At 42.7% G+C, this 26,128-nt stretch carries 21 protein-coding genes; 9 read left to right on the top strand and 12 right to left on the bottom strand.

What is annotated here, in order from left to right; translation table 11 throughout:
* Positions 1-147: 147 nt before the first annotated feature.
* A complete protein-coding gene (locus AAEO56_RS09950) occupies positions 148-804 on the top strand; it encodes an HAD family hydrolase (protein ID WP_341696898.1) in 657 nt (218 codons plus the stop codon).
* Between the two features lie 53 nt (positions 805-857).
* Entirely contained in the window at positions 858-1,544 is a 687-nt protein-coding gene (locus AAEO56_RS09945) for an HAD family hydrolase (protein ID WP_341696963.1), read from the top strand.
* Positions 1,545-1,576: 32 nt separating this feature from the next.
* Here AAEO56_RS09945 and AAEO56_RS09940 read toward each other — a convergent pair whose 3' ends face one another.
* Both AAEO56_RS09940 and AAEO56_RS09935 read right to left on the bottom strand, forming a co-directional pair.
* Entirely contained in the window at positions 1,577-2,875 is a 1,299-nt protein-coding gene (locus AAEO56_RS09940) for a cryptochrome/photolyase family protein (RefSeq protein ID WP_341696897.1), read from the bottom strand.
* Entirely contained in the window at positions 2,857-3,327 is a 471-nt protein-coding gene (locus AAEO56_RS09935) for an SRPBCC family protein (RefSeq protein WP_341696896.1), read from the bottom strand. The genes AAEO56_RS09940 and AAEO56_RS09935 overlap by 19 nt, the downstream gene beginning before the upstream one ends.
* A gap of 145 nt (positions 3,328-3,472) precedes the next feature.
* Here AAEO56_RS09935 and AAEO56_RS09930 point away from each other — a divergent pair, with 145 nt between their 5' ends.
* Positions 3,473-4,327, top strand: a complete 855-nt coding sequence (locus tag AAEO56_RS09930) for a DUF2911 domain-containing protein (RefSeq protein WP_341696895.1) — start codon at positions 3,473-3,475, stop codon at positions 4,325-4,327.
* Between the two features lie 86 nt (positions 4,328-4,413).
* On the top strand, positions 4,414-4,995 hold the full coding sequence (locus AAEO56_RS09925; protein WP_341696894.1) for a hypothetical protein: 582 nt from the start codon (positions 4,414-4,416) through the stop codon (positions 4,993-4,995).
* Between the two features lie 129 nt (positions 4,996-5,124).
* On the opposite strand, the gene AAEO56_RS09920 is transcribed toward AAEO56_RS09925, so the two are convergent.
* The 8 genes from AAEO56_RS09920 to AAEO56_RS09885 all read right to left on the bottom strand — a co-directional run bounded on the left by AAEO56_RS09920 (position 5,125) and on the right by AAEO56_RS09885 (position 15,020).
* Positions 5,125-6,846 carry a sodium:solute symporter gene (locus AAEO56_RS09920; RefSeq protein ID WP_341696893.1) on the bottom strand — a complete coding sequence of 574 codons (1,722 nt, stop codon included), beginning with the start codon at positions 6,844-6,846 and terminating at the stop codon, positions 5,125-5,127.
* A 192-nt stretch (positions 6,847-7,038) separates the two neighbouring features.
* Positions 7,039-9,510 carry a PIG-L family deacetylase gene (locus AAEO56_RS09915; protein ID WP_341696892.1) on the bottom strand — a complete coding sequence of 824 codons (2,472 nt, stop codon included), beginning with the start codon at positions 9,508-9,510 and terminating at the stop codon, positions 7,039-7,041.
* 5 nt (positions 9,511-9,515) lie between these two features.
* Entirely contained in the window at positions 9,516-10,052 is a 537-nt protein-coding gene (locus tag AAEO56_RS09910) for a mechanosensitive ion channel domain-containing protein (protein ID WP_341696891.1), read from the bottom strand.
* On the bottom strand, positions 10,053-10,637 hold the full coding sequence (locus AAEO56_RS09905) for a Maf-like protein (protein ID WP_341696890.1): 585 nt from the start codon (positions 10,635-10,637) through the stop codon (positions 10,053-10,055).
* Entirely contained in the window at positions 10,624-11,523 is a 900-nt protein-coding gene (locus AAEO56_RS09900; protein ID WP_341696889.1) for a UbiA family prenyltransferase, read from the bottom strand. The genes AAEO56_RS09905 and AAEO56_RS09900 overlap by 14 nt, the downstream gene beginning before the upstream one ends.
* Positions 11,524-11,639: 116 nt before the next feature.
* On the bottom strand, positions 11,640-12,167 hold the full coding sequence (locus tag AAEO56_RS09895; protein WP_341696888.1) for a KdsC family phosphatase: 528 nt from the start codon (positions 12,165-12,167) through the stop codon (positions 11,640-11,642).
* The gene (locus AAEO56_RS09890) at positions 12,160-12,915 is read right to left on the bottom strand and encodes a Rossmann-like and DUF2520 domain-containing protein (protein WP_341696887.1); all 756 of its coding nucleotides are present in this window, start codon (positions 12,913-12,915) and stop codon (positions 12,160-12,162) included. Before AAEO56_RS09890 ends, AAEO56_RS09895 begins: the two co-directional genes overlap by 8 nt.
* A 179-nt stretch (positions 12,916-13,094) precedes the next feature.
* On the bottom strand, positions 13,095-15,020 hold the full coding sequence (locus AAEO56_RS09885) for a M1 family metallopeptidase (protein ID WP_341696886.1): 1,926 nt from the start codon (positions 15,018-15,020) through the stop codon (positions 13,095-13,097).
* Between the two features lie 169 nt (positions 15,021-15,189).
* On the opposite strand from AAEO56_RS09885, the gene ccsA reads away from it, so the two are divergent.
* The 5 genes from ccsA to menD all read left to right on the top strand — a co-directional run bounded on the left by ccsA (position 15,190) and on the right by menD (position 22,686).
* Positions 15,190-18,333 (top strand): cytochrome c biogenesis protein, encoded by a 3,144-nt coding sequence (ccsA, locus tag AAEO56_RS09880; RefSeq protein ID WP_341696885.1) that lies wholly within the window; start codon positions 15,190-15,192, stop codon positions 18,331-18,333.
* Positions 18,334-18,341: 8 nt separating this feature from the next.
* Positions 18,342-20,054, top strand: coding sequence for a hypothetical protein (locus AAEO56_RS09875; RefSeq protein ID WP_341696884.1), 1,713 nt, complete (start codon positions 18,342-18,344; stop codon positions 20,052-20,054).
* A 77-nt stretch (positions 20,055-20,131) separates the two neighbouring features.
* Positions 20,132-20,722: a glutathione peroxidase gene (locus AAEO56_RS09870; RefSeq protein WP_341696883.1), complete on the top strand. Its 591-nt coding sequence runs from the start codon at positions 20,132-20,134 to the stop codon at positions 20,720-20,722.
* Between the two features lie 2 nt (positions 20,723-20,724).
* Complete coding sequence (locus tag AAEO56_RS09865) at positions 20,725-21,027, top strand: hypothetical protein (protein ID WP_341696882.1); 303 nt, start codon at positions 20,725-20,727, stop codon at positions 21,025-21,027.
* The gene (menD, locus tag AAEO56_RS09860) at positions 21,028-22,686 is read left to right on the top strand and encodes a 2-succinyl-5-enolpyruvyl-6-hydroxy-3-cyclohexene-1-carboxylic-acid synthase (protein WP_341696881.1); all 1,659 of its coding nucleotides are present in this window, start codon (positions 21,028-21,030) and stop codon (positions 22,684-22,686) included.
* Between the two features lie 90 nt (positions 22,687-22,776).
* Here menD and AAEO56_RS09855 read toward each other — a convergent pair whose 3' ends face one another.
* Both AAEO56_RS09855 and AAEO56_RS09850 read right to left on the bottom strand, forming a co-directional pair.
* The gene (locus AAEO56_RS09855; RefSeq protein WP_341696880.1) at positions 22,777-25,248 is read right to left on the bottom strand and encodes a beta-glucosidase; all 2,472 of its coding nucleotides are present in this window, start codon (positions 25,246-25,248) and stop codon (positions 22,777-22,779) included.
* 311 nt (positions 25,249-25,559) lie between these two features.
* A complete protein-coding gene (locus AAEO56_RS09850; RefSeq protein WP_341696879.1) occupies positions 25,560-26,039 on the bottom strand; it encodes a hypothetical protein in 480 nt (159 codons plus the stop codon).
* Positions 26,040-26,128: the final 89 nt, after the last annotated feature.

Raw genomic sequence — 26,128 nt, 5'->3', positions numbered from 1 at the left:
TTTGTTATTTGACTAAAGTTACGCCAAAAGGTTTAATTGGGTAAATCCCAAATAGCAAATAACATATTCCAAAAGGCAAATCATAAATAGAAAATAAAAAATAAAAAATTCAGGGGCTATAGCGTATTTTTGCATTTTAAGCCAATTATGATAAATACCGTTATTTTCGATATGGACGGGGTGATCGTTGATACCGAACCTGTTCACTATTTTGCCTACCAAAAGCACTTTAAGCATTTGGGCGTTGATGTTTCCGATGAAATGTATGCCACATTTACAGGCAACTCCACCAAAAATGTCTACCAAAAACTAAAAGAAACTTTTCAATTACTGGATGAAGTGGATGGCTTGGTAGACTATAAGAGGGAGCTTTTCAATAATGCTTTCGACCAGAAAGAAGACCTCGACCTGCTGCCCGGAGTAAAGGACCTGATCGTCGACCTGCACAGCAAAGGAATGCAGCTTGTATTGGCATCATCTTCTGCCAAAGTCACTATTGGCAGGGTATTCAGACGATTTGACCTTTATCCGTATTTCTCGCATATCGTGAGTGGAGAAGATTTCCCGAAGTCAAAACCACACCCTGCCATTTTTGAGAAGGCAGCCGAACTTTCCGGTTCACCAATAGAAGAATGCATCGTGATCGAAGACAGCACCAACGGAATTAAAGCCGCCAAAGCCGCAGGTATTTTTTGTATTGGCTATAAAAGCGAGAATGCAATACTGCAGGAACTGGCCGAAGCGGATATGGTGATAAGCCATTTTAATGAACTTAACTACGAAAAGATAAAGAACCTGAAATAGTTTTCAGGCTAATCCTTACTGTGCAGCTCAATCTGAAATCTAAATTCTGAAATCTGAAATGCTATGAAAAAAGCGTAATATTCGATATGGATGGGGTAGTGGTAAACACGGAGCCGATAGGCTATGGCGCCAACCAAAAGATGTATAAAGCTTTGGGCATTACCGTACCTGATGATGTGTATGCTACCTTCATTGGTAACTCCGATAAGAATATCATCCAGAAGCTAAAGGATCTTTATCCTATAGAAAAGACCCATGAAGAGCTATTGGAAGAAAAATACAAATATTATTTTGAGGCTTTTGATAAAGCCGAAGACCTGGCGCTGCTTCCGGGCGTAAAAGACCTAATCGTCAATTTGCATACTAACGGCATGAAGCTATTACTGGCTTCTTCGGCATCTAAAAGAAAAATAGAGAAGGTATTTACACGGTTTGGCCTGCATCCTTATTTTGACGCGACGATAAGCGGCGAGGATTTCGAGTTTTCCAAGCCTAATCCTGCCATTTTCCTTGAGGCTGTTGAAAGGTCGGGTTTTACCAAAGAAGAATGCGTTATAATTGAAGACAGCACCAACGGCATAAAGGCCGCAAAGGCTGCCGGTGTGTATTGTATTGGTTATAAAAGCGAACATTCCATGGGACAGGATACTTCGCTGGCTGATAAAGTTATTACGGATTTAAGGAAACTGGATTTTGAGAAGATACAAAAATTAGCCCCCCAACCCCCGAAGGGGGAGTAGCAATAGCGGTGCCCACTTTGGGGGTTGTGTGCTTAACTTACCGCTTCCTTATATACCCTGAGTGCCCGTTCCCGCGCTTCTTTATGATCCACAATAGGGAGGTAGTCCATTTCCTGGAACTCAGGCACCCATTTCTTTATATATTCGAGATCCTTATCGAATTTCTTAACCTGTTCCGACGGATTGAATATCCTGAAATAAGGCGCAGCATCTACACCGCTTCCCGATGCCCATTGCCAGTTGCCCACATTGCTCGACTGCTCATAATCCAACAGTTTTTTGGCGAAATAGGCTTCACCCTTCCGCCAGTCGATTAGCAGGTGCTTGCATAAAAAGCTGGCTGTGACCATGCGGACCCTGTTGTGCATGAACCCCGTAGCATTCAGCTCACGCATACCCGCGTCCACAATAGGATACCCGGTTTTCCCTTCACACCAGGCTTTAAAATTACTTTCGTCGTGTAACCATTTCACGTTGTCATATTTAGGTCGGAAGCTTTTGGTAACCGTTTCCGGGAAATGCCATAAAATCTGCATGAAAAATTCGCGCCATATCAATTCGTTGAGAAAGGTATTGTTGTTGCTTTCGGAGGCTTTTTTTACCAGTGCCCGTATGCTTACCGCACCAAACCTAAGGTAAGGGCTCAATCCCGATGTGCCATTAATTGCAGGGAAATTCCGTGTACCTTCATAATTATCGATCAGCGCGTTCGAGATATCATACGGTGCAGGCTTAATGACCGACTCAGTAAAACCGATGTCTTCAAGATTTAAAAATGGGTAGTCGTGAACGGCAATTTTATCGGCAGTCAGGTGAATATCATATTGCTTCAAATCTTCTTTTTTGAATTGCTCTTTCCACCGTTTCATGTAGGGGGTATACACGACATACGGCGAGCCATCATCTTTTACAACTTCGGCCCTCTCAAAAACAACCTGGTCTTTAAATGTCTTAAAACCAACACCTTTATCGCTTAAGAGTTTATGAATAACTTTATCCCTTTTCAGGGCATACGGCTCATAGTCATGATTCGTATAGATGGATTTGACAAAATGTTCCGAAATCAATTTTTCCAATACCGCCTCCGGGTCACCATGAAATACAGCGAGCGACCTGTTGTGTTTTTCCAGTACCTTTTGGATACAACCCAAAAGCTCCATTATGAATGTTACCCTGGCATCATCTTTTGGAAGTTCGTCAAGGATATTCTCATCAAAAATAAAGATGGGCAAAACTTTTTCTCCTGAAGCCAACGCTTCATGAAGGCCTGTGTTGTCATCTATCCGCAGGTCGCGGCGAAACCAGAATATGTTTATTGCTTGGCTGTCCATTCTCCAAATAATTCGATTAATTTCTTTTCCCTGTATTCAAAAATTTCTTCCAGTTTTGGCTTGACTAAAAACGGGTGTGCCAACGTGCCAAGAAAACCCATTGGGATTTTATAATGCACAATGTCTTCCATCTCAACGCCGCCCGGGATTTCTTTTAAAAAATGCTTGTGATGCCAAAAGGAGTAAGGACCAAAGCGTTGTTCGTCTACAAAAAAACTTTTGTCTGCAACATGAGTGATTTCTGTAACCCATTGCAATTTAATACCCAGCATCGGCGTTACGGTATAATGGATGATCTGTCCGGGATACATCGCGCGGTCATCACCTGAAAGCGTTTTGAATCCCATCGAATCCGGGGTTATTACGGCGAGGTTTTTAGGATTGGAAATAAAATCCCAGGCTTCCTGCAATGATATAGGGAGCTTTTGTTTTGTATGGAAGGTATATAGCATATAGTAAATAATTCAGATGGTGAAGTTAGGAATCTACAACCACAATAATTAAAATTTACAAAGTAATTTTAACTTTTTTTAACAATCGTACGAGCATTAATCACTAATTTCGCAGTTGCAAACATTTTAATAAAAAACACGAATTATGAAAAAAATATTCATCACCGCAGCCCTGATTCTGGCGTTTATGGTAAACGGACAGGCACAGATCGTAACCCCTCAGGCGAGCCCAAAAGCTGTCATAGAACAGAAGGTAGGCCTCACAGATGTTAAAATCGAATATTCCCGCCCAAGTGCAAGAGGAAGGTCGGTATACGGAGAGCTTGTGCCATTCGGAAGAATGTGGAGGACGGGCGCTAATGCCAACACAATTATCACCTTCAGCAATGATGTGGTAATTGCCGGAAAAACGCTTAAAGCAGGCCACTATGCTTTGTATACACAACCTAAAGCAGATAGCTGGGATGTGATCTTTTACAACGACACAAACAACTGGGGGCTTCCTGAAAAATATGATGACAGCAAAGAAGTACTGCGCGCATCGGTTAAGCCGGAATTCCTTTCACGTCCTGTAGAAACACTTACAATAGGTGTAAACGGACTTGACAATGACTTCGCTTTCCTTGAGATCGCATGGGAAAAAACAATGGTTGCCCTTAAATTTGAGGTGCCTACCAAAAAAATGGCAATGCAAAGCATCGATGCTACGATAAGCGGACCGTCGGCTAATGACCTTTTCTCTGCTGCACAGTACTACTATCAGTCGAACGGTGACCAAAATAAAGCATTGGTATGGATGAACCAGGCTATTGCAAAATCTCCTGCTAATGATGTGCCGTTCTATTTCCTAAGGCAGAAATCATTGATTCAGGCCAAGCTTGGAGACAAAAAAGGCGCCATCGAAACGGCTAAACAATCGCTTGCTGCATCTGAAAAAGCAGGTAACGCTGATTACGCAAAAATGAACAGGGACTCTATCAATGAGTGGAGCAGAAAATAAATTGTTTATCACTATTGCAAGAACGGCTGCTGAGAAGTGGCCGTTTTTTTTTGTTGTATATTGATTGTTTTTTATAGATTTATCGAATGAAAATATTTCCCTATTTGCTAATTTCAGCTTTTATGATTCTTTCCTGTTCTGATACAGTAAAGAGTAAAATGCCTAAAACCAGAGATAAAATCAAATCAATTTCTGAATATACGATAGAACGAAGGTTGCTCAGTTCCTATTTTAATGTTGGTGCCAATCTGGAAAATCATGATAAAGTTGGAGAACTTGATACAATGTCAGTAAAACGAATCATTTATCCACATAAGACTGTATTTATCTATACTAACACTTATGATTCAGATACCTTAACTTATTATAGAGATTCAACATACACTTATAGTTCAAAAAAATTCCGTTTATTGGGTGAGAAAACATTTGTTTTTAAAGGTTCGAAAGTTAAAGTTCTAAAATTTTATTCTGAACCTATCTATAGAAGGCCTATTACAACAGGGGCATCACATATTGATAATATATACCTAAATGATTCTATAGGAATTTTATTGTACCAAGCTAACTCAACATGGCACGCTTTTCGAGAATATGATACTAGATATAGTGATCTACATAAGGCGATGATAAGGGACACCATTTTTTTTGAGTTTGCGGTTCCCAAATAGTATAACCTCTACAAAACAAATTTTTACTTTAGCCCTGATGGAAGCGATATCCTGCTGAGGAACGAAGCAGATATAGCGGACAGCAGGACTTATGTTTAGCAACAAGTGCTTAGATGACTGCTACGAAATTTAAATCTCTACTAACTCTTGCTGTTTATCCTTACCACCTAAAAACTTCTGAAGTATCAGCCCGAGTACTATCGTTAATGTAGCGCCGATAACATTAAGCCACAAATAGCTTAGTATCTCCAGGTCGTAAACGAATACTTTATAAATAGCAATTACGATGCACTGGGTCATAAGTGCGCTCCAAAACATTGCTTTGGCACCAATATATTTAATGTAAAATGCCACAAGGAATACCCCAAGCACTGTCCCGTAGAATATCGAGCCGATGATGTTTACCAACTGGATGAGGTTTTCGAACAACGTTCCAAAGCAGGCAAAGAGTATCGCGATGACACCCCACATGAGCGTGAACAGCTTTGTCATATCAACAAAATGCTTTTCGGGCTTTTCGGTTTTTGCATACCGTTTATAGATATCTATGGTTGTGGTGGATGCCAGCGCATTAAGCCCGGATGCAGATGACGACATGGCTGCCGAGAATATCACGGCGAGTAGCAGTCCTACAAGGCCATGCGGAAGGAAATTCAGAATAAAATACAGGAATACATAATCCTTGTCGTTGGTTTCGGCGGTTTTATCGACTTTTTTTATGAGGTCCTTTGCCTGGTCGCGAAGGTCTTTTTCCCTGCTGTTAAGGGATACAAGCTTATTATGGAGTTCCTTATTATCAAAATCCTGGTTAAGCTGGTGTACGTAAAGAAGACTGATCTCTTCTTTTTCTGATGCCACATCTTTGAGCTGTCCTTCGAGGCGCTGGTAATCTGCTTTATACTGAGAACTGTTGATGATAGCAGTATTGTTCGGGTTAAAATGCAACGGCGCAGCATGGAACTGGAAGAATACAAATACCATCACCCCTATAAGGAGGATGAAAAACTGCATCGGCACCTTAAGTAGGCCGTTCATGATAAGCCCCATCTGGCTTTCGCGAATGGACTTTCCTGAAAGATAGCGCTGTACCTGCGACTGGTCGGTGCCGAAGTAGGCCAGCATTAGGAAGAATCCGCCAGCGATACCGCTCCATACTGTATATCGCTCTTCGGGATCGAACGAAAAGTTGAGCACATCCAGCTTGTTGTTGGCACCGGCAATATGCAGCGCATTCGTAAAGCTAAGGTCTTCCGGCAGGTAATCTAATATCATGTAGAACGCAAAAGCCATCCCCGTCATAATAACGAACATTTGCTGCTTGTGTGTAACATTAACCGCTTTTGTTCCGCCCGAAACAGTATAGATAATTACCATTACGCCTATAACAAGGTTCATAAGGTTCAGGTTCCAGCCGAGTAAGGACGACAGGATAATGGCGGGTGCATAAATAGTAAGGCCGGTTCCAAGCCCCCTTTGTATCAGGAAGATAACCGATGTCAGCGTCCTTGTCTTTACATCAAAGCGCTGCTCCAGGAATTCATAGGCCGTATATACTTTTAGTTTATGGAATATTGGTATGAAGGTGATACAGATAACCACCATAGCCAGCGGCAGCCCGAAATAAAACTGTACGAACCCCATACCGTCATGGAAAGCCTGTCCCGGTGTAGAAAGGAACGTGATGGCGCTGGCTTGTGTGGCCATAACCGATAGCCCAACCGTCCACCATGGAGTTTGGTTACTGCCAAGTATGTATTCTTCGACATTTTTGCTGCCTTTTGTTTTTATTACGCCGTAGGCTACAATAAATAGAAGCGTTGCCGATAAGATGATCCAGTCAAGTAACTGCATATCAGGAGAAAATTTGCATTAGGAAATAGAAAAGCAGTATGTAGATCACGTTGAGCAGCAGCACCAGCGAGTAGCTCTTTTTCCACGATGAAGGATTATCTTTCACTATTTTTTATTTTCTAATTTTTATTTTTTATTTCTTTTAGTTGTGGCCATTTGGGCAATAGTCAATAATCAATCAAAAATAATCAATTACTTCCCTATCCCGATGATATTCGCCATCAGCCTGTAGGCACCCGAAACACCTTCCGGCAGTTCGCGGAAAAAGCTCAGCCCGGTATAAATATAGTAACCTTTGCCATACTTTGCTACAAGCAGGCCGCCTTTTTTGGCTTCCTCGCCTTTGTCGTTGGACGAAAGCACCGGTACGAACTCAGGTCCCCACTGGTCAGGATAATATAATCCCTGTTCCTGTACCCAGCCTTTAAAGTCTTTGTCCGTAATTTTATTCGGATGGTTCAGTACTTGGTTTGAAGGGTCGAGGAAGGTCATTTTAGCGTTCTCCTCAGTCACTCTGTCGCGTGAAAGCCTGAGCGGGTAGGGGGCGAGTTCTTTTACAACAAGCTCTCCGGTAGTATTGTACTGTACTACCATGTTGCCGCCATTCTTCACATAATCGAACAATATCTGCTGCTTGAATGCAAGGGCATCGAGCACATTGTAAGCACGGATTCCCATTACAACTGCATCAAATCCTTTTAGTGTCTCGGCAGAGATAGCTTCCGGTGTGAGCAGCGCTACTTCGTAACCCATTTGCCTTAGGCTTTCCGGTACGTTGTCGCCCGCACCCATTATATAGGCTATTTTTTCGCCACGTATTTTCAGGTCGGCTTTGGTGAACTTTGCTGTTGAAGGCATCAATACCTGTTGGGATACGATATGCGGGTAGGTAATCATCATCTGCTCCCTGTCGAAGTCCTTGCCGTTTATGGTAGCTATGCTTCGCCCTGTGGCTTCGGATGGTTCGGCGGGAGGGGTAACTTCAAAATCAACTACCGTTTCGCTTCCTTTTCGGGCCAGGTCAAACGGAATTGATACAGGGGTAACTTTCCATCCGGCAGGCAATTCGAACCTCAGGCTGCCTTTGCAGTTATCAATACCCGCTTTAATACGGATACTGATAGTTTGTTTTTTATTGTTGGTGAACAACTGTACCTTGTTAAGTATCTTCGTCGTAACTGCAGGGATGATATCCAATGGCTGGTACACTTCGCCCATCACAGGGTCATTGGATTTATAAACGATCTCTCTTTTAAAAGGGATCGTAGTAGCTCCGATACGCACGTTAAAATCGACAAATTGCTCCCTGATAATATCTGGGATACCTATCTTTTGAAGGTCATCCACACGGTACATACCTGAAGTGCCTTTTTCGGTAAGCCAATAAGGGGAAGTAAAGTTGCTGTTCTCCGGTATTTTAATGTCGATGTCGCCTGCCTGGCCCACGTTATTGTCAAGTGGTAGCGCAATATTCCCTGCGGCGGTTACTGATTCTAATGTCATTGGTATGCTGCTGCGGTTGATGGCTTCCCATTTCAGCTTTAGTGTGCTGCCCGGAGTAATGGACTGCTGTTCAGCGACTGCTTCGAGGTACAAACCGCTACAGGCTGCAATAATGTCTTTTACTTCCTCAAGCTTGATCCGTGCCCAGTGCTTATCTTCCAGCTTGTTGATCATTACATATACATCTGTAAGTGCCGGAACAGAGGCAGAAGGGTTTTTGAAATCAAAATTCTTTAGTATGACGGCTATGGCATCGCCTACAGGCTTGCCGCCCTGAACACGGTTCCATGTCGTATCGATGCCTTCAAAAAGGTTTTGCCTGTTTTTCAGGTCATCGCCTTTTATTAGCTCAAGGTATTCCATGTCGTCACCCCGTTGCCCGGTAGAGCCAAATCCCTGCGACCTGTGTTTGCTCCGACTCAATGCTGCAATTTCCTGGTTAGACTTACCTAATAATGGGAAATAAATGCCCGTCTGCAGGTTCACAAATTTAGATTTATCGGCCTTTTCAAAATTTTCCTTACTTCCAAAAAACCACCATGAAGTGTTGAACAGCAGTCGTTTTGGTGACCATGTTTTTACATATTCCAGTTGTTTTGGCTCATAGTTCGGGTCGGCTGCCAAATCCCATGCTTCCTGCGTAAGCATTGCCGAAGACGTGTGGTGCCCATGCGTTGTACCTGGCGAACGGTGGTCGAAACGATTGATGATCACATCCGGCCTGAATTTTCGGATAACCCATACCATATCCTGCAATACTTTTGCCTTGTCCCAGATTTCCAGTGTTTCATTCGGCATTTTAGAATACCCGAAGTCATTGGCACGGCTGAAGAACTGCTCGCCGCCATCGATCTTTCTGGCCTCTATAAGTTCCTGTGTACGGATAACACCCAGCAATTCCCTTAGCTCAAGGCCTATAAGGTTCTGTCCGCCATCGCCACGGGTAAGCGAAAGGTAGCCGGTACGGGCGTGCTCTTTTGTTGCCAAAAAAGAGATAAGCCTTGTATTCTCATCATCCGGATGGGCTGCTATGTATAACGCGCTGCCAAGGAAATTAAGCTTTTCAAGCTTATTATATATCTCTGCTGAAGACGGCTTTTGGGGCTGTGCAAAGCAAAGCGTGCAGGCAAACAGTAATAGGTATATGAGTGGTTTCTTCATTGTATCTAATCGTAAAATTCTTTATCCTCTTGTTTTATAGGGATGATGCTTACTCCCTTTTGGAGTAGCAGGCTGTTAGGGTAAGTTATGAGTTCGCCGCTACGTGTACGGAGTATCGTGTGAAAAGCTTTTATATCCTCTATCTGCGCTTCTATAGGGAAATCTTTGTCATGCACCCTTATCACATCGCCTATGCGGAAAGGAAAGGTAAAGAAAAGGATCATGCCCGATGTAATATTACTGAGTATGGACCATTGGGCGAAAAATGCAACTCCTATTACAGCAAAAGTTGACGAAAATACGAGGTAGAGGTCTTTGGAATTTACACCCCATATTGCAATCATTACCACGGCGAACAATATCATCATAAAAATATCGATGTACTTCGTGATAAGGTTGGTACGGTGTTCCGAAAGGTGCGCAGTACGGGCATAGCGTTTGGTAAGCCGCTTTATTATTTGGCTCAGTGCAATAAATACTATTACAGTTATAACTGTGCGTAGTATTTCCTTGTAATATAAGTAGTGCTGAAATTCTTTCATTTATGCAAATTTACTCAAATGCCGGTACACTTTATCAACCGGCATTCCCACTACGTTGGCATACGATCCTTCAATTTTTGCGATCGCTACGAGGCCGATCCATTCCTGTATACCATACGAGCCGGCTTTATCAAAAGGCTTGTAGTTATCGAGGTAGTATTTTATTTCTTCGTCCGACAGAGGGATAAACGTAACGCGCGTTGTTTCGTTAAACACATCCTTTTTCGACAGGTTTTTGATGCAAACTGATGTGATCACTTCATGCGTTTTCCCTGAAAGCGATCTCAGCATAGCAAAAGCATCATCATAGTCTGTTGGTTTGCCCAACGCTTTTCCTTCAAGCCACACGATGGTATCGCTTGTAATAAGTATCTCATTTGGCGTGAGCGACCCGTCCAGCCCGGCTGCTTTGAGCTCGGCGAGGTAGTCGGTTATTTCGGCGCCTTTAAGCGTTTCAGGGTAAAATTCTTCAACCTCTTTAAGGCGTACTTCAAAGTCCACATCCAGCTCTTTAAGGAACTGCTGCCTTCTTGGCGACCCGGATGCCAGTACCACTTTATAATTTTTTAATTTATCCCTGAGCATTATATTTGATATTGAAGGTTATTACCGCCATCGATATAGCCGTGAAAAACAGAACGAGTTTCAGTACCAATTCAAGATGTTTAAAGTCTTTCTGAGTTTTTGCCGCCCACAATTTTATAATGAAATAGATCATCGGGCCGCCAATGAACAGCAGGCCGTAGCCTAAGGCCCACAACAGGTCGATGATATAAGTATTGGCGTAATATACCAACATCGCCATTGGCACAATTGTAGATGCACAAACGGCTTTTATGGTGCGGTCTTTACCCATAACAATAGGCAGCGTGGTGATGCCGGAATTATAGTCGCTATCCGTATTGGCAAGGTCATTTACAAAAGTAAGCAGGAGGCTGATCGTAAATATGAATATGGCATAATCCAAAAGAAGTGAAAACAGCGTGGCCAATATCGGCTGGTTGTCGGGGGTAAGGATAGGGTAGAGGTTGAAGATGCCAATAGCAACAACAGGCAATGCCATAATTAGAGCCACAATAATATTGCTTATCAGGAGTGTCTGTTTCAGGCTTGTTGCATAGATATAAATGGTGGCGGCTGCTACGCCGAATATGCCCACATACATAGGTTTTCCCACAAAATTCGCTATGTAGTAGCCAAAGCCGACTCCGATAAGTGTAAGGGCTATATAAAGATTGTAACCCTGCGCTTCAGTAAGGCCTGTTTCCGGACGGCCAATGCCTGCTACGTTATTCATCAGGAAGCCACCTGCCGCAATAAAAACGCACGATAACGTGAAAAGGCCATATTGCCATCCGTTCAATGCAGGCAAAATGGATTGCTGCTGGTCCAAAAAACCGTAATGGAAAACAAGCATGGCAAAAGTCAGTAATAACAGATTAGGTAGTTCTATCAGTTTTAATATCTTCATTCTTATTCTTATGTTGATTCGTGGATTTGTTGATTTGTTGATTTGTCCGAAGTCGGAGGTCCGAAGTCCGAAGTTTGGAGTTTAAATTTTGTTATTTGGGATTTGTTATTTGGAATTTAATCGTATCTGGCATTAAAATGCTCCATCCATTTTCCCTGTACTTTCATTACCTGCTCAATGACATCGCGCACGCAGCCTGTACCGCCATTCCTGTGCGAAATGTACCTGCTGATCTCCTTGATCTCGGGGGCAGAATCCTGCGGGCAGGTAGGCAGGCCCACCAACTGCATCACATGGTAATCCGGTATGTCATCTCCCATATATAACACCTGCTCCGGCTTTATATTATAAATGTCGATAAATTCATTAAAAGTCTCCACTTTGTTGGGCACACCGAGGTAAATATCGGTAATGCCAAGGTTGCGCAGGCGGATACGCACTCCTTCGTTCAGACCGCCTGAAATGATGCATACCGTATAGCCGTTCTCTACGGCCGCTTTCATGGCATAACCATCGCGTATGTTCATATTACGGAGCATTTCCCCAGTAGGTGTTACATGTATGGTACCGTCGGTAAGCACGCCGTCCACATCAAAGATAAATGTGGTGATGCCGTTCATTATTTCTTTATAGCTTTCAGCCATTTGTGTTCTGTATCGATTGGGTTAATATTTTATAAATCTCTTTCCTGCTATTATCCTTAAGGAAATCAAGGTGTTTTTCTATTGTCTTCTGGTCATGCCTCACTGCCGGGCCTGTCTGAGCCTGGATAGGGGAGAGCGTGTTTACCTTATCCGCCGTCTCCATTATCAGTGGATTTAAAATGCTAAAAGGTATATTGTTTTCCTCACAAATAGCGCTTCCTAATGCATACATGTGGTTGGAGAAGTTGCTTACAAAAACCGCTGCAACATGCAATGCCTTCCGTTGTTCCGAGCCTGTATTATAAACACTATCCGATAAGGCATTCGCCAATTCTTCCAGTATTACATAATCATTTTCATATTCGCTTTCAAGGCAGAGCGGTACCTTCTTAAAATCAACGTCCTTATTTTTCGAGAAGGTCTGCAAAGGATAGAATACTCCGCGACGGTTTTTGCTATCCAGTTGCTCCATCGCCACACTTCCCGAAGTATGGACAACGAGCCTTCCTTCAAACGGCAATTTCGAAGATACTTCGGCAATCGCATCGTCAGTAACAGCAATGATGTACATATCAGCCTCAGCCAAATTATTCAATGAAGCCGTGATCTTATCTTCAGGGACAATAAATGCGAGCTTTTCGGCATGCCTTGCATAAATCTGCACCAGTGTTGCGCTGCCTGATCTTTCAACTGCTTTGGCAAGGTGCTGCGCTACATTTCCCGAACCGATAATAACTACTCTTAACATGGTCGCTAAATTATGAAAAAACTTTCAGGTTATCAGAGTGAATTATTTCACAAAGATTCGCAAAGGAGCTCAAAGTTTCTCAAAGGAATTTAATATCTCCAAATATCTTTGTGGTCCTTTGCGTCTTCTTTGTGAATCTTTGCGGAATTAAACAAAAAAGCGGCCGAAGCCGCTTTCCATTATTCTTTTACCCATTTATTATCTTTCAGGTCGATGTCCGGGATAAACCTCTGCGGGTCGATCTCTACGGATTTCAGTTTCTTGTCTGATTTTACAAGGTATTTCCATTCGTTCTGGCGCATCCAGGCCTCAACAGGCAGGGTACGCATCTCGATAGTATCATCGTCATAGGTTATCTTAAAGACAACCGGCATCGGGAAGTCGCCTTTGTTTACAAATTTAATGATTGCCGATCCGGTGTCCTGCGTAACCTCCAGTATTCCAAGATCTATGTTGCCGTTCTCTACAAACCATCCCCTCCAGAACCAGTTCAGGTTTTCACCTGCACCATTATCCATTGCATTGAAGAAATCCGTAGGCTGTGGATGTTTGAATGACCAGTTTTTGATATAGCTCCTGAAAGCATAGTCGAAACGGTCATGCCCAAGGATGTATTCGCGAAGCATAATCAACCCTGTAGCAGGCTTATAATAAGCGGTATAGCCAAGGTTCATGTTTTTGGCAACGTCAGGGTAGGTAGCGATACTCTCCCTGCTTTTCCATTTGAACCAGTGTACCCTGTTCTGTGCTTTTGCGATGTCAGATGGGTATTCACCATTATTGAAGTCAAGCGTACTGTAATAGTTGATAAAAGTGTTGAAACCTTCGTCCATCCAGGCATAACGGCGCTCGTTGGAACCTACTATCATCGGGAACCAGTTGTGTCCGAATTCATGGTCGGTTACATCCCAAAGGCTGGCCCCTGTAGCTCCGGCTTCACAGAAAGAAAGCCCTGGATATTCCATACCACCGGCGTTCGATGCAACGTTCACAGCGTTAGGGTAAGGGTATTCAAACCACATTTTAGAATAGTGCTCAATAGACGCTTTTGTATATTCGGTAGAGCGGCCCCATGCCTTGGTGCCTTTCACTTCCGTATTATATGCCGATTGCGCCATACCCTTGCGCCCGCTTGGGAAATTGATACGGGCGGCATCCCACACAAATGCTTTTGATGTTGCAAACGCCACATCGCGGGTATTTGTCATTTTAAAATGCCATGTCGCTTTGCCGCTTTGCATTGGCCTAGTAACACTCGTATTGCCTACTTCTTCGGGAGTGATAAGGTAAACGGTTTTGTCGCTTTGTTTTGCCTGTTCCCAGCGTGACTGCTGCTGTTTGGTAAGGACTTCTTTGGCGTTTACCAATTCACCCGAACCCACCACAATATGGTCATACGGCACCGTTATTTTGTAATCGAAGTTGCCATATTCCACATAGAATTCGCCTGCGCCAAGGTAAGGCTCAGTATTCCAGCCTACAACATCGTCATAAACTGCCGCCCTCGGGTACCATTGCGCTAATGAGTAAATAGTACCCTTTGGCGTATTTAGCTGGCCCATACGGTCCATACCCGCTTTAGGTATTTTAAACTCGAAGTTCATTGTAACTGTAGCTTTCCCTTTAGGCTTCAGCGGCTCATTAAAGAAAACCTGCATCCTTGTGTCAGAAATAAGGTATTTGTTTGAAGCATCGCCCTTGGTTTTGGCGCTAAGGTTGGTTATGGTAAGCCCGCCATCGGTATCGCCTGAGTAGCGGTTACCGGCAAGGGGAGTGGTAAGCGTTCCGCGGGAATCAGGTGTAAAGCGGTTCTGCTCCACGTACATCCAGATATAATCAAGGCTTTGTGGGCTATTGTTATAATACGTCATTGTCATTTTGCCCTTCAGGATATTGGTCTTATCATCCAGTTCGGCCTCGATAGCATAATCGGCATTGTTTTGCCAGTAATGCGGACCCGGCACGCCCGATGCTGCGCGGTATTCATTACCCCTTCGGTACATAACATCGTCAAATTCCGACTGGTTGTTCTTTGTCACTGCTTCCTGTGCGAAGGAAGTTAACCCTGTAAGGCTTAGGAGTAACAGTAATTTAGGTATTCTCATTAAATCGTAAAAGTTTGTATTGGTTATTAATAAGCGAAACATCAAATATACCTAACTTCTGATTAATATTAAAATTATATTTCACTGCCATATTTTTATAGATAAAGTAAGTTTTTACACTGAAGTTTTGAGTAAATTTGCACCAATTTACATTCAACTTTCCACACTCATGGATAAAATAATTTCGTTCTTTTCCTCAACACGTTTAATGGCTATGCTTTTCCTGGTTTTTGCAGCAGCAATGGGAATAGGCACCTTTATCGAAGATGCTTACAATACAGAGACAGCCCGTGTTTTTATTTATAATGCAAAATGGTTCGAGGCAATCATGCTGCTTTTCGTAATTAATTTTTTTGGTAACATAAAACGCTATCAGCTTAACAAGAAAGAAAAATGGGCAACCCTGCTTTTGCACCTTTCTTTTATACTGATCATAACCGGCGCTTTTGTAACGCGTTACGTCAGTTTTGAAGGGATGATGCCAATACGCGAAAATGCAACCGAAAGCCGTTTTTACTCGGATAAAGCCTATCTCACTGTTTTGATCGATGGCGAATATAACGGCCAGATGAGCCGCAAGAGGCTTGAAAAACCCCTATTGTTTACATCCAAAGAAGTGCCGTTCCTGGCATCTAACTATTTCAGCATTACAGACGAATTTGATAAGACACCTGTTGAAATAGAATATAAAAATTTTGTGCTTGGCGCAAAAGATACTATTGTACAGGATAATAACGGCAAGCTGTACTTAAAACTGGTAGAGCAGGGGTCAGGTACCCGCCACGACCATTTCCTTATAGAAGGCGAAGTGCAAAGCATTCATAACATACTCTTTGCCTTCAATAAGCCTACCAAAGGTGCTATTAATATCAATAAAGAAGGTGAAACCTATACGCTTACTACCCCTTTTGAAGGGAACTTTATGCGTATGAAAGACCGTTTTCAGGGAAATGTCGCGAAAGATACCACCCAGCCACTGATGTTCCGTTCGCTGTATAACCTCTCGGGCACTGTTTTCGTAATTCCGGACCAGCCCATTAAAGGGAAAATAGTCTATAAATCAAACAAGGATTTAAAAACCAAAGAACAATCGGCGCTCACTGTCACTGTTAAATCGGGAGGCAAAGAGAAAGAGGTTACACTACTTGGCGGCAAAGGCCAGATTGGCGAGCCTCAGATGTTTAAATTGGGCAACCTCGACTTTACCATTACTTACGGGAGCAGGCAATACGACCTTCCTTTCGCCATTAAACTTAATGATTTTATCGCTGAGAAATATCCCGGCACTGAGAAAAGCTACGCCTCCTTCGAGAGCAAGGTTACCGTAATGGATAAGGAAAAAAACAATACTTTCGATACCCGTATCTTTATGAACAATGTTTTGGATTACAGGGGCTACCGGTTTTTTCAGGCCAGCTTTGATGACGACGAGAAAGGTACAAGACTGTCGGTAAACCATGATTTCTGGGGTACCTGGATATCCTATATCGGCTACTTCCTGCTCTATATAGGGCTTATGGCAATACTATTTGATAAGAATACACGTTTTGGCGACCTGAAAAAGAAACTGGATAATGTACAGGCTAAAAAAGCCGCATTAACCACAATACTCGTTTTGTTCTTTGGGATTAGCGGCTATTCGCAAAGCCATGCACACGAAAAGCCAACCGAGAAACAATTAGATTCCATCCTGCAAAAATACCAGGTAAGTGAAGAACATGCCGCAAAATTCGGACGTCTCATAATACAGGATGCGGGCGGACGGATGAAGCCTGCCAATACATTCTCTTCGGAACTGCTTCGTAAAGTTAGCAAGAGCGATACGTATAAAGGAATGAACGCCGACCAGGTATTCCTGTCTATGGCGTTGATGGACAGGTTATGGTATGAAGTGCCAATAATACAGCTAAAGCGCGGTAACGACAGCATCAGGAAAATAGCCGGGCTGGACAAGGAAGCGAAATATGCAGCCATGTCCGACTTTTTTGACAACCAGGGCAATTACAAGTTAGAGACCATACTCGATGGCGCATATAAAGAAAGGGAACCTAACCAGTTCCAGAAAGATTTCATCGATCTTGATAAGCGTATCAACCTGCTCAATTGGGCAATATCAGGTCAGATACTTAAAGTACTGCCGATACCAAACGATAAAGATAATAAATGGCTTTCCTATCCGGAAGCGGCAGTAAAGGATGGTATTGGGCTTGATACTATAAGAAATGTTGTGCCTGCGTACTTCCAGTCATTGGGCGAGGCCGTTGTAAACAAAGATTACAAACTGGCAGACAGCCTTTTGGAAGGCCTGAAAAAGTATCAGCACAAATATGGCGCATCGATCATGCCAAGCGATGATAAAGTGGAGGCAGAGATACTGTACAACAGGTACGACATCTTCAAAAAGCTGTTTTCCTGGTATATGTATGCAGGCCTGTTGATGTTTGTGTTCGTTATCATGAAAATATTTAACTCCGCAAAATGGGTTAAGGTTGCCGCTAATGTTTCGCACATTATAATTGGGGTTTTGTTTCTGTTGCATACTTTGGGACTTATTGCCAGATGGTACATTTCGGGCCACGCGCCATGGAGTAACGCATACGAATCGGTAATTTATGTAGGTTGGGCTACCATGTTCTTCGGTATGGCATTCGGAAGGAAATCGCAGCTTACTGTGGCTTCAACAGGTTTTGTTGTGTCTGTAGTACTGATGGTAGCACACTGGAACTGGACCGATCCGGAAATAGCCAACCTTGTTCCGGTGCTTAACTCTTACTGGCTCATGATACACGTTGCGGTTATCGTAGGAAGTTACGGGCCGTTTACCCTGGGATGTGTACTTGGCCTTGTGGCACTGTTCCTCATGCTGTTCACCAACGAAAAGAACAAGCACAAAATGGAACTCAATATCAAAGAGATCACCTACATCAATGAAATGGCGCTCACCGTAGGCCTCGTGATGCTGAGTATCGGTAACTTCCTGGGTGGCCAATGGGCCAATGAAAGCTGGGGCCGTTACTGGGGCTGGGACCCGAAAGAGACCTGGGCGCTTGTGAGCATCATGGTATATGCGTTTGTAATACACATGCGTTTTGTGCCTGCATTAAGGGGTAAATGGATATACAACTTCTTCAGTGTACTTGCTTTTGCATCCATATTGATGACGTATTTCGGTGTGAATTTCTACCTCACCGGACTGCACTCGTATGCAAGCGGCGAACTCCGCACACCAATGTATTTCTTCTGGATGGCGCTTGCTGTAGTACTGCTTGGTGTTTTGGCAAATATCCGCTACACGAAACATTTTAAGAAGTAGCTTATCTTATGCAAACAGAAGTTATAATCCGATATTATTGGGATAATTTTTTATCGCATACCTGCGAATTTTTCCCTTTAACCTATTCTTTTATAGACAGGTATGAATATGAACTGGACTGGAACGCAATAAGCAAAAATCGTGTTATTGATTGGAATACTGAATTCCTGGAAAAATATGAGGACTATTTTACATGGCATGAACTGGCCTGGAATGAAGCAATAGTATGGGATATTGAAAAGATTGAGAAATTTAAAAAGCGCCTGCAATGGTATTATTTAGGACGGAATAAAAACCTGCCACTTACAGAGGAAATGGCATCGAAATATTCAAAAAAAATGATTATCATGAAGATTAATCCTTACCTTACTCAGGAGATGATCGATAAGTACAGCCTTTCAACCGTTCCGGAAGTTGTTTTCGATTCGCAAAGTATTAAAGAATATAATGATGAGGATTTTGATAAAGTGTTTAATAAAACCAAATTTTATCATAACCAAAGGGTTATTTACAATGAAGTTTTCAAACCAATTATTGATGAAATTTCCCTTGAAAAAATATTCGAAAATAAATTCAATTATGCCCAACGTTATTATTTTCTCGAGCCTTTAAAACTGGATATTCACGGGCTGACACCGGAGTTTGAAGCAAAAGACCCAAAAATATACAGGGAATATCGCGAATATCAACAACCATTCGTTATGGATGTGATCCCTACCCTCGTAAACGGGTCATTGCAGGAGGGCCCCGACAGGCTATATGACATTCCGAGATTTAGTTCGTTTTCCGGCTGTACGTCACTTTTAGTAAGTGAGAATGTAAAGAAAGTGCTTGAACAATTTAAATTGCCCGAACACAATTACCAGGAAGTCAATCTTCAGCCAAAAAAAGTAAAGACAGACACAAAGTTCTATGTCCTTCAAATAATTTCTGACACACTCAATAAGGATTTGGCATATACCAATAACGCCTTTCATTTTTCCCTGGACGATTTTGATGAAAATAAGGAGTATGGCCCGGTTAAGGCAACGATCAATAACCTGGATGATGTAGAAACAATCAGGGCAGCATTACGAGAAGAGCATTTACCGATACGGTACTCGGTAACAATTACTCCTGAAGCGTATAGTCTGGAATCTTATTATGACCTATATACCTTTTCGTATAGGAAGATCATTATCAACCAGTATGTAAAGGATGCTCTTGAGAAAAATTTTCCGGGCCAGATTGGTTTTAAGTCGGCACAACTGCTCAATATACACATCGACCAGCCGAAGTATGAAGCAAAAAAACAGCTTTTGGTAAATGTAAAGTTATCTTCAAAGCTGTCTTTGAAAGGATCTGAGGAAGATAAATACTATTTTGCAAAACGTGAAAGGATGGAAAAATATGAATCACGAATTGAGGATTCTCAGTTGTCTGAATATGATGTGTTTACGAAAAAAGAAAAAGCGCTGAATGTAATTTTTCCTCAATTGTTCAAAAATAATTTTAACAATAAGAAACTTAAAATTCGCGGATATAAATTACTCCCGGTCTCAAGGTTCTACACACAGGATGAATACTCGGACAGGCATCCTGAAACATATAAATCAGTTGTGATTGCCGAAAATGGAATAGGAGACACCATTAGCCTGCTCCTCGAAAGGGATGATGACCACAAGCTACAGAACAGGCTGTTCCAGTTTTTTCATGAGACAGGCGAATACAGCGAAATATAATAAAGGAGGATCAGATAGTAGTATGTTCCTGATGTGATTTATCCTTTTTTCCGTAATTTTATATAAATTAAATAACCATGAAAAATATTGTAATGCTGGCATGCGGACTGCTGCTTTTGTGCAGCTGCCAAAACCAGGCCCAGACGAAAACCACTGCAAAAGCAACCGAAAAAAACAAACCAATGGCAAAAGAAACCATATACCAGTTTAAGGTAAAAGACCTTTACGGCAAAGAATTTGACTTTGCATCTCTTAAAGGCAAAAAAGTGCTTATTGTAAATACGGCATCAAAATGCGGCCTTACACCCCAGTATAAGGATCTTGAGGCATTGTATAAAGAATATAAGGATAAAGGGTTCGTGATCGTAGGTTTCCCTGCCAATAACTTTGCGTCGCAGGAGCCCGGTACCAATAAAGAGATTGCTGAGTTTTGTGAGATGAATTATGGTGTTACTTTCCCAATGATGGATAAAATATCCGTTAAAGGAAGCGATATGGCCCCAATATACAAGTTTCTTACTCAAAAGAGCAAAAACGGCCTCCAGGATAGCGAGGTAGAATGGAACTTCCAGAAATACCTTATCAACGAAAATGGCGAACTTGAAAAAGTAATACAACCCCAGACATTGCCTACCTCCCCTGAAATAGTTGGCTGGATAAAAGCCTGATAATGGCCGGGGATAACAATTTTCCGCACATACTCACAACTTCATCAACATTGCTGGGGTTGTGTTTTGTCGTACTCACTTCCCTCAGGATATCAAATTCAAGTGAGGCATCGCTTATCGATGAATTTACCGCCGCCGCTATTGTAATGTTTATGGCGAGCAGTATGCTTTCGTACCTTTCAATGCGGAGCAGCAGGCTGGCGCCAAAACCCCAGTATGAAAAGATTGCCGATATTGTTTTCCTTGCGGGGCTTACATTTCTTTTTATAACTACAATGCTTATTACATTTAACGTAATTAAATAAATGATCTATCCTAAAATACCTTTGGCACAGAGTATTATCGAAATATGCCTCGCTAAAGGAGTTACTGATATTGTTATTTCCCCGGGATCGCGCAATGCACCTTTAACCATAGGGTTTGCCAACAATCCCAACTTTACCTGTTACAGTATTGCCGATGAGCGCTGTGCTGCCTTTTTTGCAACAGGTATGGCACAGCAGCTAAAAAAACCGGTAGCTGTAGTGTGTACGTCGGGATCGGCGTTATTGAATTATTATCCGGCAGTTGCTGAAGCCTTTTACAGCCAGATACCGCTGATCGTTATATCTGCCGACAGGCCGCATGATAAGATCGATATTGGCGACGGCCAGACGATACGGCAGGAAAATGTCTATGCGAACCATATACTATATAACGCCAACCTTCTCGAGGACGCTTCCGCAGAAAACGATACCAGGATAAACGAGGCCATCAATATCGCTTTACGGCAAAAAGGGCCGGTACACATCAATGCACCCTTCGAAGAGCCGCTTTATGAAACGGTAACGGGTCTTTCCATACAGGCACCTGTATTCGATACTATTATTGAAGAACCGGAAGTTGAGGAAGATCTGGCTCCGTACATTGCAAAATGGAATGCCGCGAGAAAGAAGCTTGTATTGGTAGGGGTGAACGACCCTCATACTATAGATAAAGCTATTATTGAACAACTGGCGAACGACCCCTCGGTTATTGTAATGACTGAGACACTGGCTAACCTGCACCATGAGAATTTTTTGGGCAGTATTGATACGATTATTACGCCATTCTCCCATGATGACTTTGAAGCATGGCGGCCTGATATACTGGTGACATTTGGCGGTATGGTGGTTTCCAAACGTGTAAAAGCCTGGCTGCGCAAATACAGTCCGGCAGAACACTGGCACATTGACAAATTAAGGGCTTATGACACCTTTGGCGCATTGACACAACACTTTACAACTGACGCTAATAGTTTCCTGAAAAACTTGCTTTCGAAAACCGGAACCACAGCAAGCCACTATAATAAGATGGCGCAGGAACTGAAGGCCTACAGGCAGGTTAAGCAGGATGAATATTTATCTAAAATACCTTTCTCTGATTTTAAAGCGTTTGAAATAATACTGCCTGCATTGCCCCATAATTCGCAATTGCAAATCAGCAACAGCGCATCTATACGCTATGCGCAGCTGTTTGAAATGCGTGAGGATATCGAGGTTTTCTGTAACCGCGGCACAAGCGGTATTGACGGAAGTACGTCGACTGCAATAGGCGCGGCAGTGGGAAGCCAAAAGGAAACCGTGCTGATTACAGGGGATGTCAGCTTTTTATACGACAGCAATGCTTTGTGGAATAATTATATCCCGAAAGACTTTAAAATAGTACTTATCAATAATGGCGGTGGGGGCATTTTCAGGATATTGCCGGGACACTCTGAAAATGAAGTGTTCAATACCTATTTTGAAACCGCCCACAACCTTACGGCAGAGCATTTGGCAAAAATGTATGGTTTCGGATATCAATCTGCGTCAAATGAGCATGATTTAAAAACTGTTTTATACTCTTTTATGGAAAAATCGGGCCAGCCGAAAATTCTTGAAATATTTACACCAATGCGGGAAAATGATGCCGTACTGTTGCAATATTTTAAAGCATTGGCATAATCCTTTTTTTAATAGTAGAAAATAAATAATCCGCTAAGTGCCTATGCATCATAGCGGATTATTTGTTTTACGAATTTTGTAAACGCCGAACTACTTCACCTTTACGTTGCCTTTCAGCCTTATATCTTCTGACGATGCCCCAACGATGATCTCAAAAGTCCCCGGATCATAACCGAAAGCTTTCTTATCACTCTTATAGTAAGAGAAGGCATCGGCATCAAGGGCTACCGAAATAGTTTTTGACTCTCCTTTTTTTAGGAATATTTTATTAAAGCCTTTAAGTTCTTTCAAAGGCCTGTAAACCGGGCTCTCCAGTTGATGTACATATACCTGGCTTATTTCAGCGCCGTCATAATTACCTGTATTCTTTATTTTATAGGTCACGGTAACATTCGTGCCTTTACCCGAAACCTTTAAGTCAGAGTATTCAAACGCAGTATAGGAAAGGCCGTATCCAAATGGGAATTGAGGCTTGGTACGGCTATTGTCGTAAAAGCGGTAGCCCACATTTAGCCCTTCACCATAAGTCACCCGCTTGTTATTGTCGGCATCATAATAGCTGTCGTAAGTGGGATTGTCTTCCCAACGCTTTTCAAAGCTTGCCGGCAGTTTCCCGCTTGGGTTTACAGTCCCAAAGAGTATCTCGGCAATAGCTGTACCGCCTTCCTGTCCCGGATACCAGGCATGCAGCAGGCCTTTGGTCCCTGGCAGCCAGTTTTGCATGGCTACATTTCCTCCGGCATATAATACTACAATAGTATTTGGGTTGGCTTTGGTCACCGCTTTTATAAGATCTTCCTGATACGGAGGAAGCTCAAACGTACGGTCAAAACCTTCACCTTCACTCGACATATTAAATCCCGCGCTCAATATAACCACATCGGCGCTGGCAGCAGCCTTTTCAGCGGCACTAAAGTCGATCACCTCATTATATACGGCAAATGCGATCACTGCACCACCGGAATTTTCATAGAACTCAAGGCGAACGTTGTATTCTTTGCCGGCTTCAAGCGGCAGGTCGGCCATTTTGAGGGTAGGAGCGTGGTCGGCCCACATATCGATAACAAGTTTTTCATCTACGTAAAGGCGGAAGCCATCATCACCACGAACGCCAAATTTATAAGTTGCCGTCTTATCGGGACGTACTACCCCTGTAAAACGTATGGAGAAATTATCTTCGGGAATACCCATAACGTCAGGCACTCCTGGCCAGTCATGGTTCATGCTTTTATCTGTAAAGGTTGCCACCGGCCTGCCTTCAAGATTCTTGTTTTTAAAATATTCCGCTTTAAGTCCGTGCGTTTTAGATCCTTTGCCATCAAAAAAAGGAGACGAAGCAATGTAATTCTCCATTTGAGGAATGCTGTTATCCACAAAATTCACCGTAACGCCGGGCGCAGCAGCTTTAATGCCGTCTAACAGGCCGGTACTGTGAAAAGGCTCTGTATATGAACTGCCACCGCCTGCAATATAACCTTTAGAATTTGGGCCTACAACGGCAATGGTTTTAACTGATTTGGAAAGTGGAAGGATATTGCTCTCATTCTTAAGCAGTACAATACCGCTACGGGCAAGGTCCAGCGCCACTTTCTCGCTCTCCGGATTCGGTTTAAGCGGTTCAGCCATTGTGTATTTGGTATCGTAAAAACCAAACCGGAATATGATCCTGAGTATACGGCGCACTTTATCATCAATAATGTGCTGGTCAAGTGTACCGTTCTGCAAGGCTGGCAGCAATGTTGCGCGGTTCATAAATGCACCATTTGGCATTTCGAGGTCAAGCCCGCCTTTTGCTGCAGCAACACCATCATAGGTCGCAACCCAGTCGGACATCACTATACCGTCAAAGCGCCAGTCTCCTTTTAAAATATCATTATTCAGGTGGCTGTTTTGCGTAGCATGTTCACCATTTATTAGATTGTAACTGTCCATTACGGCGCCCACTTTTCCTTTGGCCACAGCAGCCTTAAATGCAGGCAGGTATAGCTCCTGCAGTGTTCGCTCATCCATATCCGAACTCACGTTATTGCGGTCCCATTCCTGGTTATTGGCGGCATAATGCTTGACGGTAGCTACTACTTTTTTACTTTGTACGCCGTTAATATAACCCACTGCCATTTCACCTGACAAATATGGGTCTTCGCCAAGGTATTCGAAGTTACGCCCATTCATTGGGGCACGGTAAATATTTACGCCGGGAGCCAGTAGTATATGTACACCGCGCTCACGGGCATCATTGCCTAAAGCCTCACCCAGCCTGAATCCAAGATTTGTATCCCAGGTTGCGGCAGTGAGTATAGACGCAGGGTAGGCCGTAGTTTTACCATCATTTCGGGTCCCCACCGGGCCGTCGGTCATTTTTATTTCTGGCAGGCCAAGGCGCTCAATGCCACGAATATAAAAACCCTTGTAACCGCCTATGTAATCGATTTTTTCTTCAGGGGTCATTTTAGAAAGCAGGTCTTCAACACGTGTTTCTACCTGTGCATTAGTGTCTTTGTAAACCTGGGCATTCGCCGAAAGGCATGCAGCCAGCGCCGCAATAATAATATGATAACGCATAGAATGTATGTTTTTTAGTTATGTCAGGCAGGTATAATATCCATAGGTGTTCAGAAGACTTATTTTAAAGATTTTTACCACGAAGGACACAAGGTTTTTCACGAAGATCACAAAGCAGAGCTATAAAATGTTTACTCAGAAGGGACACAAAGCCTTGTGACCTTCCGAATTTGGCGGTTTTCCTTGTGCGCCTTGTGTAAATCTTCGTGTCCCTTGTGGTAAAAAATTATAAGTAGCTTCTATGTTTTAATCGCAACAAGAACATTTTCGTCTTCCGAACACCTTTGTAAAATATCCCACCCGGGTATCAATTAAATATTTTTTAAAAGGGTTTCGTAATGTGTAAAAGCCGGGCTGTATACATTGTTGAATTTTTCCTTTTGTGCAGTATTTAAAATCTGGAAGCCGTAATCATCTGAAAATTTCACCTTGATGTTACCCGTTGGTGTATTGGTCACCACAATACGCAAAGGCAGTTTCAGGCTGTCTATATTCTGCCATCCATGTAAAGTAGCATCCTCATTTTTACCCGAGTAGGCAATAATACCATCGCTGACGTTATCAATTATCCTGAAATTTTGTGCCGCTAATGCATTTTTAATTTTTGAAATCGAAGCTCCATCAAGCGGTCCCGGCATCTCAAACTCATGGTTTGCCTTGCCATCTTTTAATCCCTGTATATTGTTATTAGATTTTTGAAGTTGTCGCCTTGTCTTGCCTCTTGCTATTAATACGAGGATTATGATCGCGATTACAATTACTGCAATTATATAAATAAATATTGTCTTCATGGTTTTTAGTTTTTTGTTTGGTTTGTAATTGATGATAAAGGTTTTACATTTATTCGGGCATTCGCCGAAAAGAATGCAGCAGGTGCCGC

Source organism: Flavobacterium arundinis (assembly GCF_038289855.1).
GTDB lineage: Bacteria > Bacteroidota > Bacteroidia > Flavobacteriales > Flavobacteriaceae > Flavobacterium > Flavobacterium arundinis.
The sequence above is the reverse complement of the archived record's forward strand: the minus strand, read 5'-3'. Positions and strand labels throughout refer to the sequence as shown.

Bases quoted from the DNA above. Each gene is read 5' to 3' on its own strand.
- AAEO56_RS09950 (WP_341696898.1), top strand. From the start codon at position 148: ATGATAAATACCGTTATTTTCGATATGGACGGGGTGATCGTTGATACC.
- AAEO56_RS09940 (WP_341696897.1), bottom strand. From the start codon at position 2,875: ATGGACAGCCAAGCAATAAACATATTCTGGTTTCGCCGCGACCTGCGG.
- AAEO56_RS09935 (WP_341696896.1), bottom strand. From the start codon at position 3,327: ATGCTATATACCTTCCATACAAAACAAAAGCTCCCTATATCATTGCAG.
- AAEO56_RS09930 (WP_341696895.1), top strand. From the start codon at position 3,473: ATGAAAAAAATATTCATCACCGCAGCCCTGATTCTGGCGTTTATGGTA.
- AAEO56_RS09925 (WP_341696894.1), top strand. From the start codon at position 4,414: ATGAAAATATTTCCCTATTTGCTAATTTCAGCTTTTATGATTCTTTCC.
- AAEO56_RS09920 (WP_341696893.1), bottom strand. From the start codon at position 6,846: ATGCAGTTACTTGACTGGATCATCTTATCGGCAACGCTTCTATTTATT.
- AAEO56_RS09915 (WP_341696892.1), bottom strand. From the start codon at position 9,510: ATGAAGAAACCACTCATATACCTATTACTGTTTGCCTGCACGCTTTGC.
- AAEO56_RS09910 (WP_341696891.1), bottom strand. From the start codon at position 10,052: ATGAAAGAATTTCAGCACTACTTATATTACAAGGAAATACTACGCACA.
- AAEO56_RS09905 (WP_341696890.1), bottom strand. From the start codon at position 10,637: ATGCTCAGGGATAAATTAAAAAATTATAAAGTGGTACTGGCATCCGGG.
- AAEO56_RS09900 (WP_341696889.1), bottom strand. From the start codon at position 11,523: ATGAAGATATTAAAACTGATAGAACTACCTAATCTGTTATTACTGACT.
- AAEO56_RS09895 (WP_341696888.1), bottom strand. From the start codon at position 12,167: ATGGCTGAAAGCTATAAAGAAATAATGAACGGCATCACCACATTTATC.
- AAEO56_RS09890 (WP_341696887.1), bottom strand. From the start codon at position 12,915: ATGTTAAGAGTAGTTATTATCGGTTCGGGAAATGTAGCGCAGCACCTT.
- AAEO56_RS09885 (WP_341696886.1), bottom strand. From the start codon at position 15,020: ATGAGAATACCTAAATTACTGTTACTCCTAAGCCTTACAGGGTTAACT.
- ccsA (WP_341696885.1), top strand. From the start codon at position 15,190: ATGGATAAAATAATTTCGTTCTTTTCCTCAACACGTTTAATGGCTATG.
- AAEO56_RS09875 (WP_341696884.1), top strand. From the start codon at position 18,342: ATGCAAACAGAAGTTATAATCCGATATTATTGGGATAATTTTTTATCG.
- AAEO56_RS09870 (WP_341696883.1), top strand. From the start codon at position 20,132: ATGAAAAATATTGTAATGCTGGCATGCGGACTGCTGCTTTTGTGCAGC.
- AAEO56_RS09865 (WP_341696882.1), top strand. From the start codon at position 20,725: ATGGCCGGGGATAACAATTTTCCGCACATACTCACAACTTCATCAACA.
- menD (WP_341696881.1), top strand. From the start codon at position 21,028: ATGATCTATCCTAAAATACCTTTGGCACAGAGTATTATCGAAATATGC.
- AAEO56_RS09855 (WP_341696880.1), bottom strand. From the start codon at position 25,248: ATGCGTTATCATATTATTATTGCGGCGCTGGCTGCATGCCTTTCGGCG.
- AAEO56_RS09850 (WP_341696879.1), bottom strand. From the start codon at position 26,039: ATGAAGACAATATTTATTTATATAATTGCAGTAATTGTAATCGCGATC.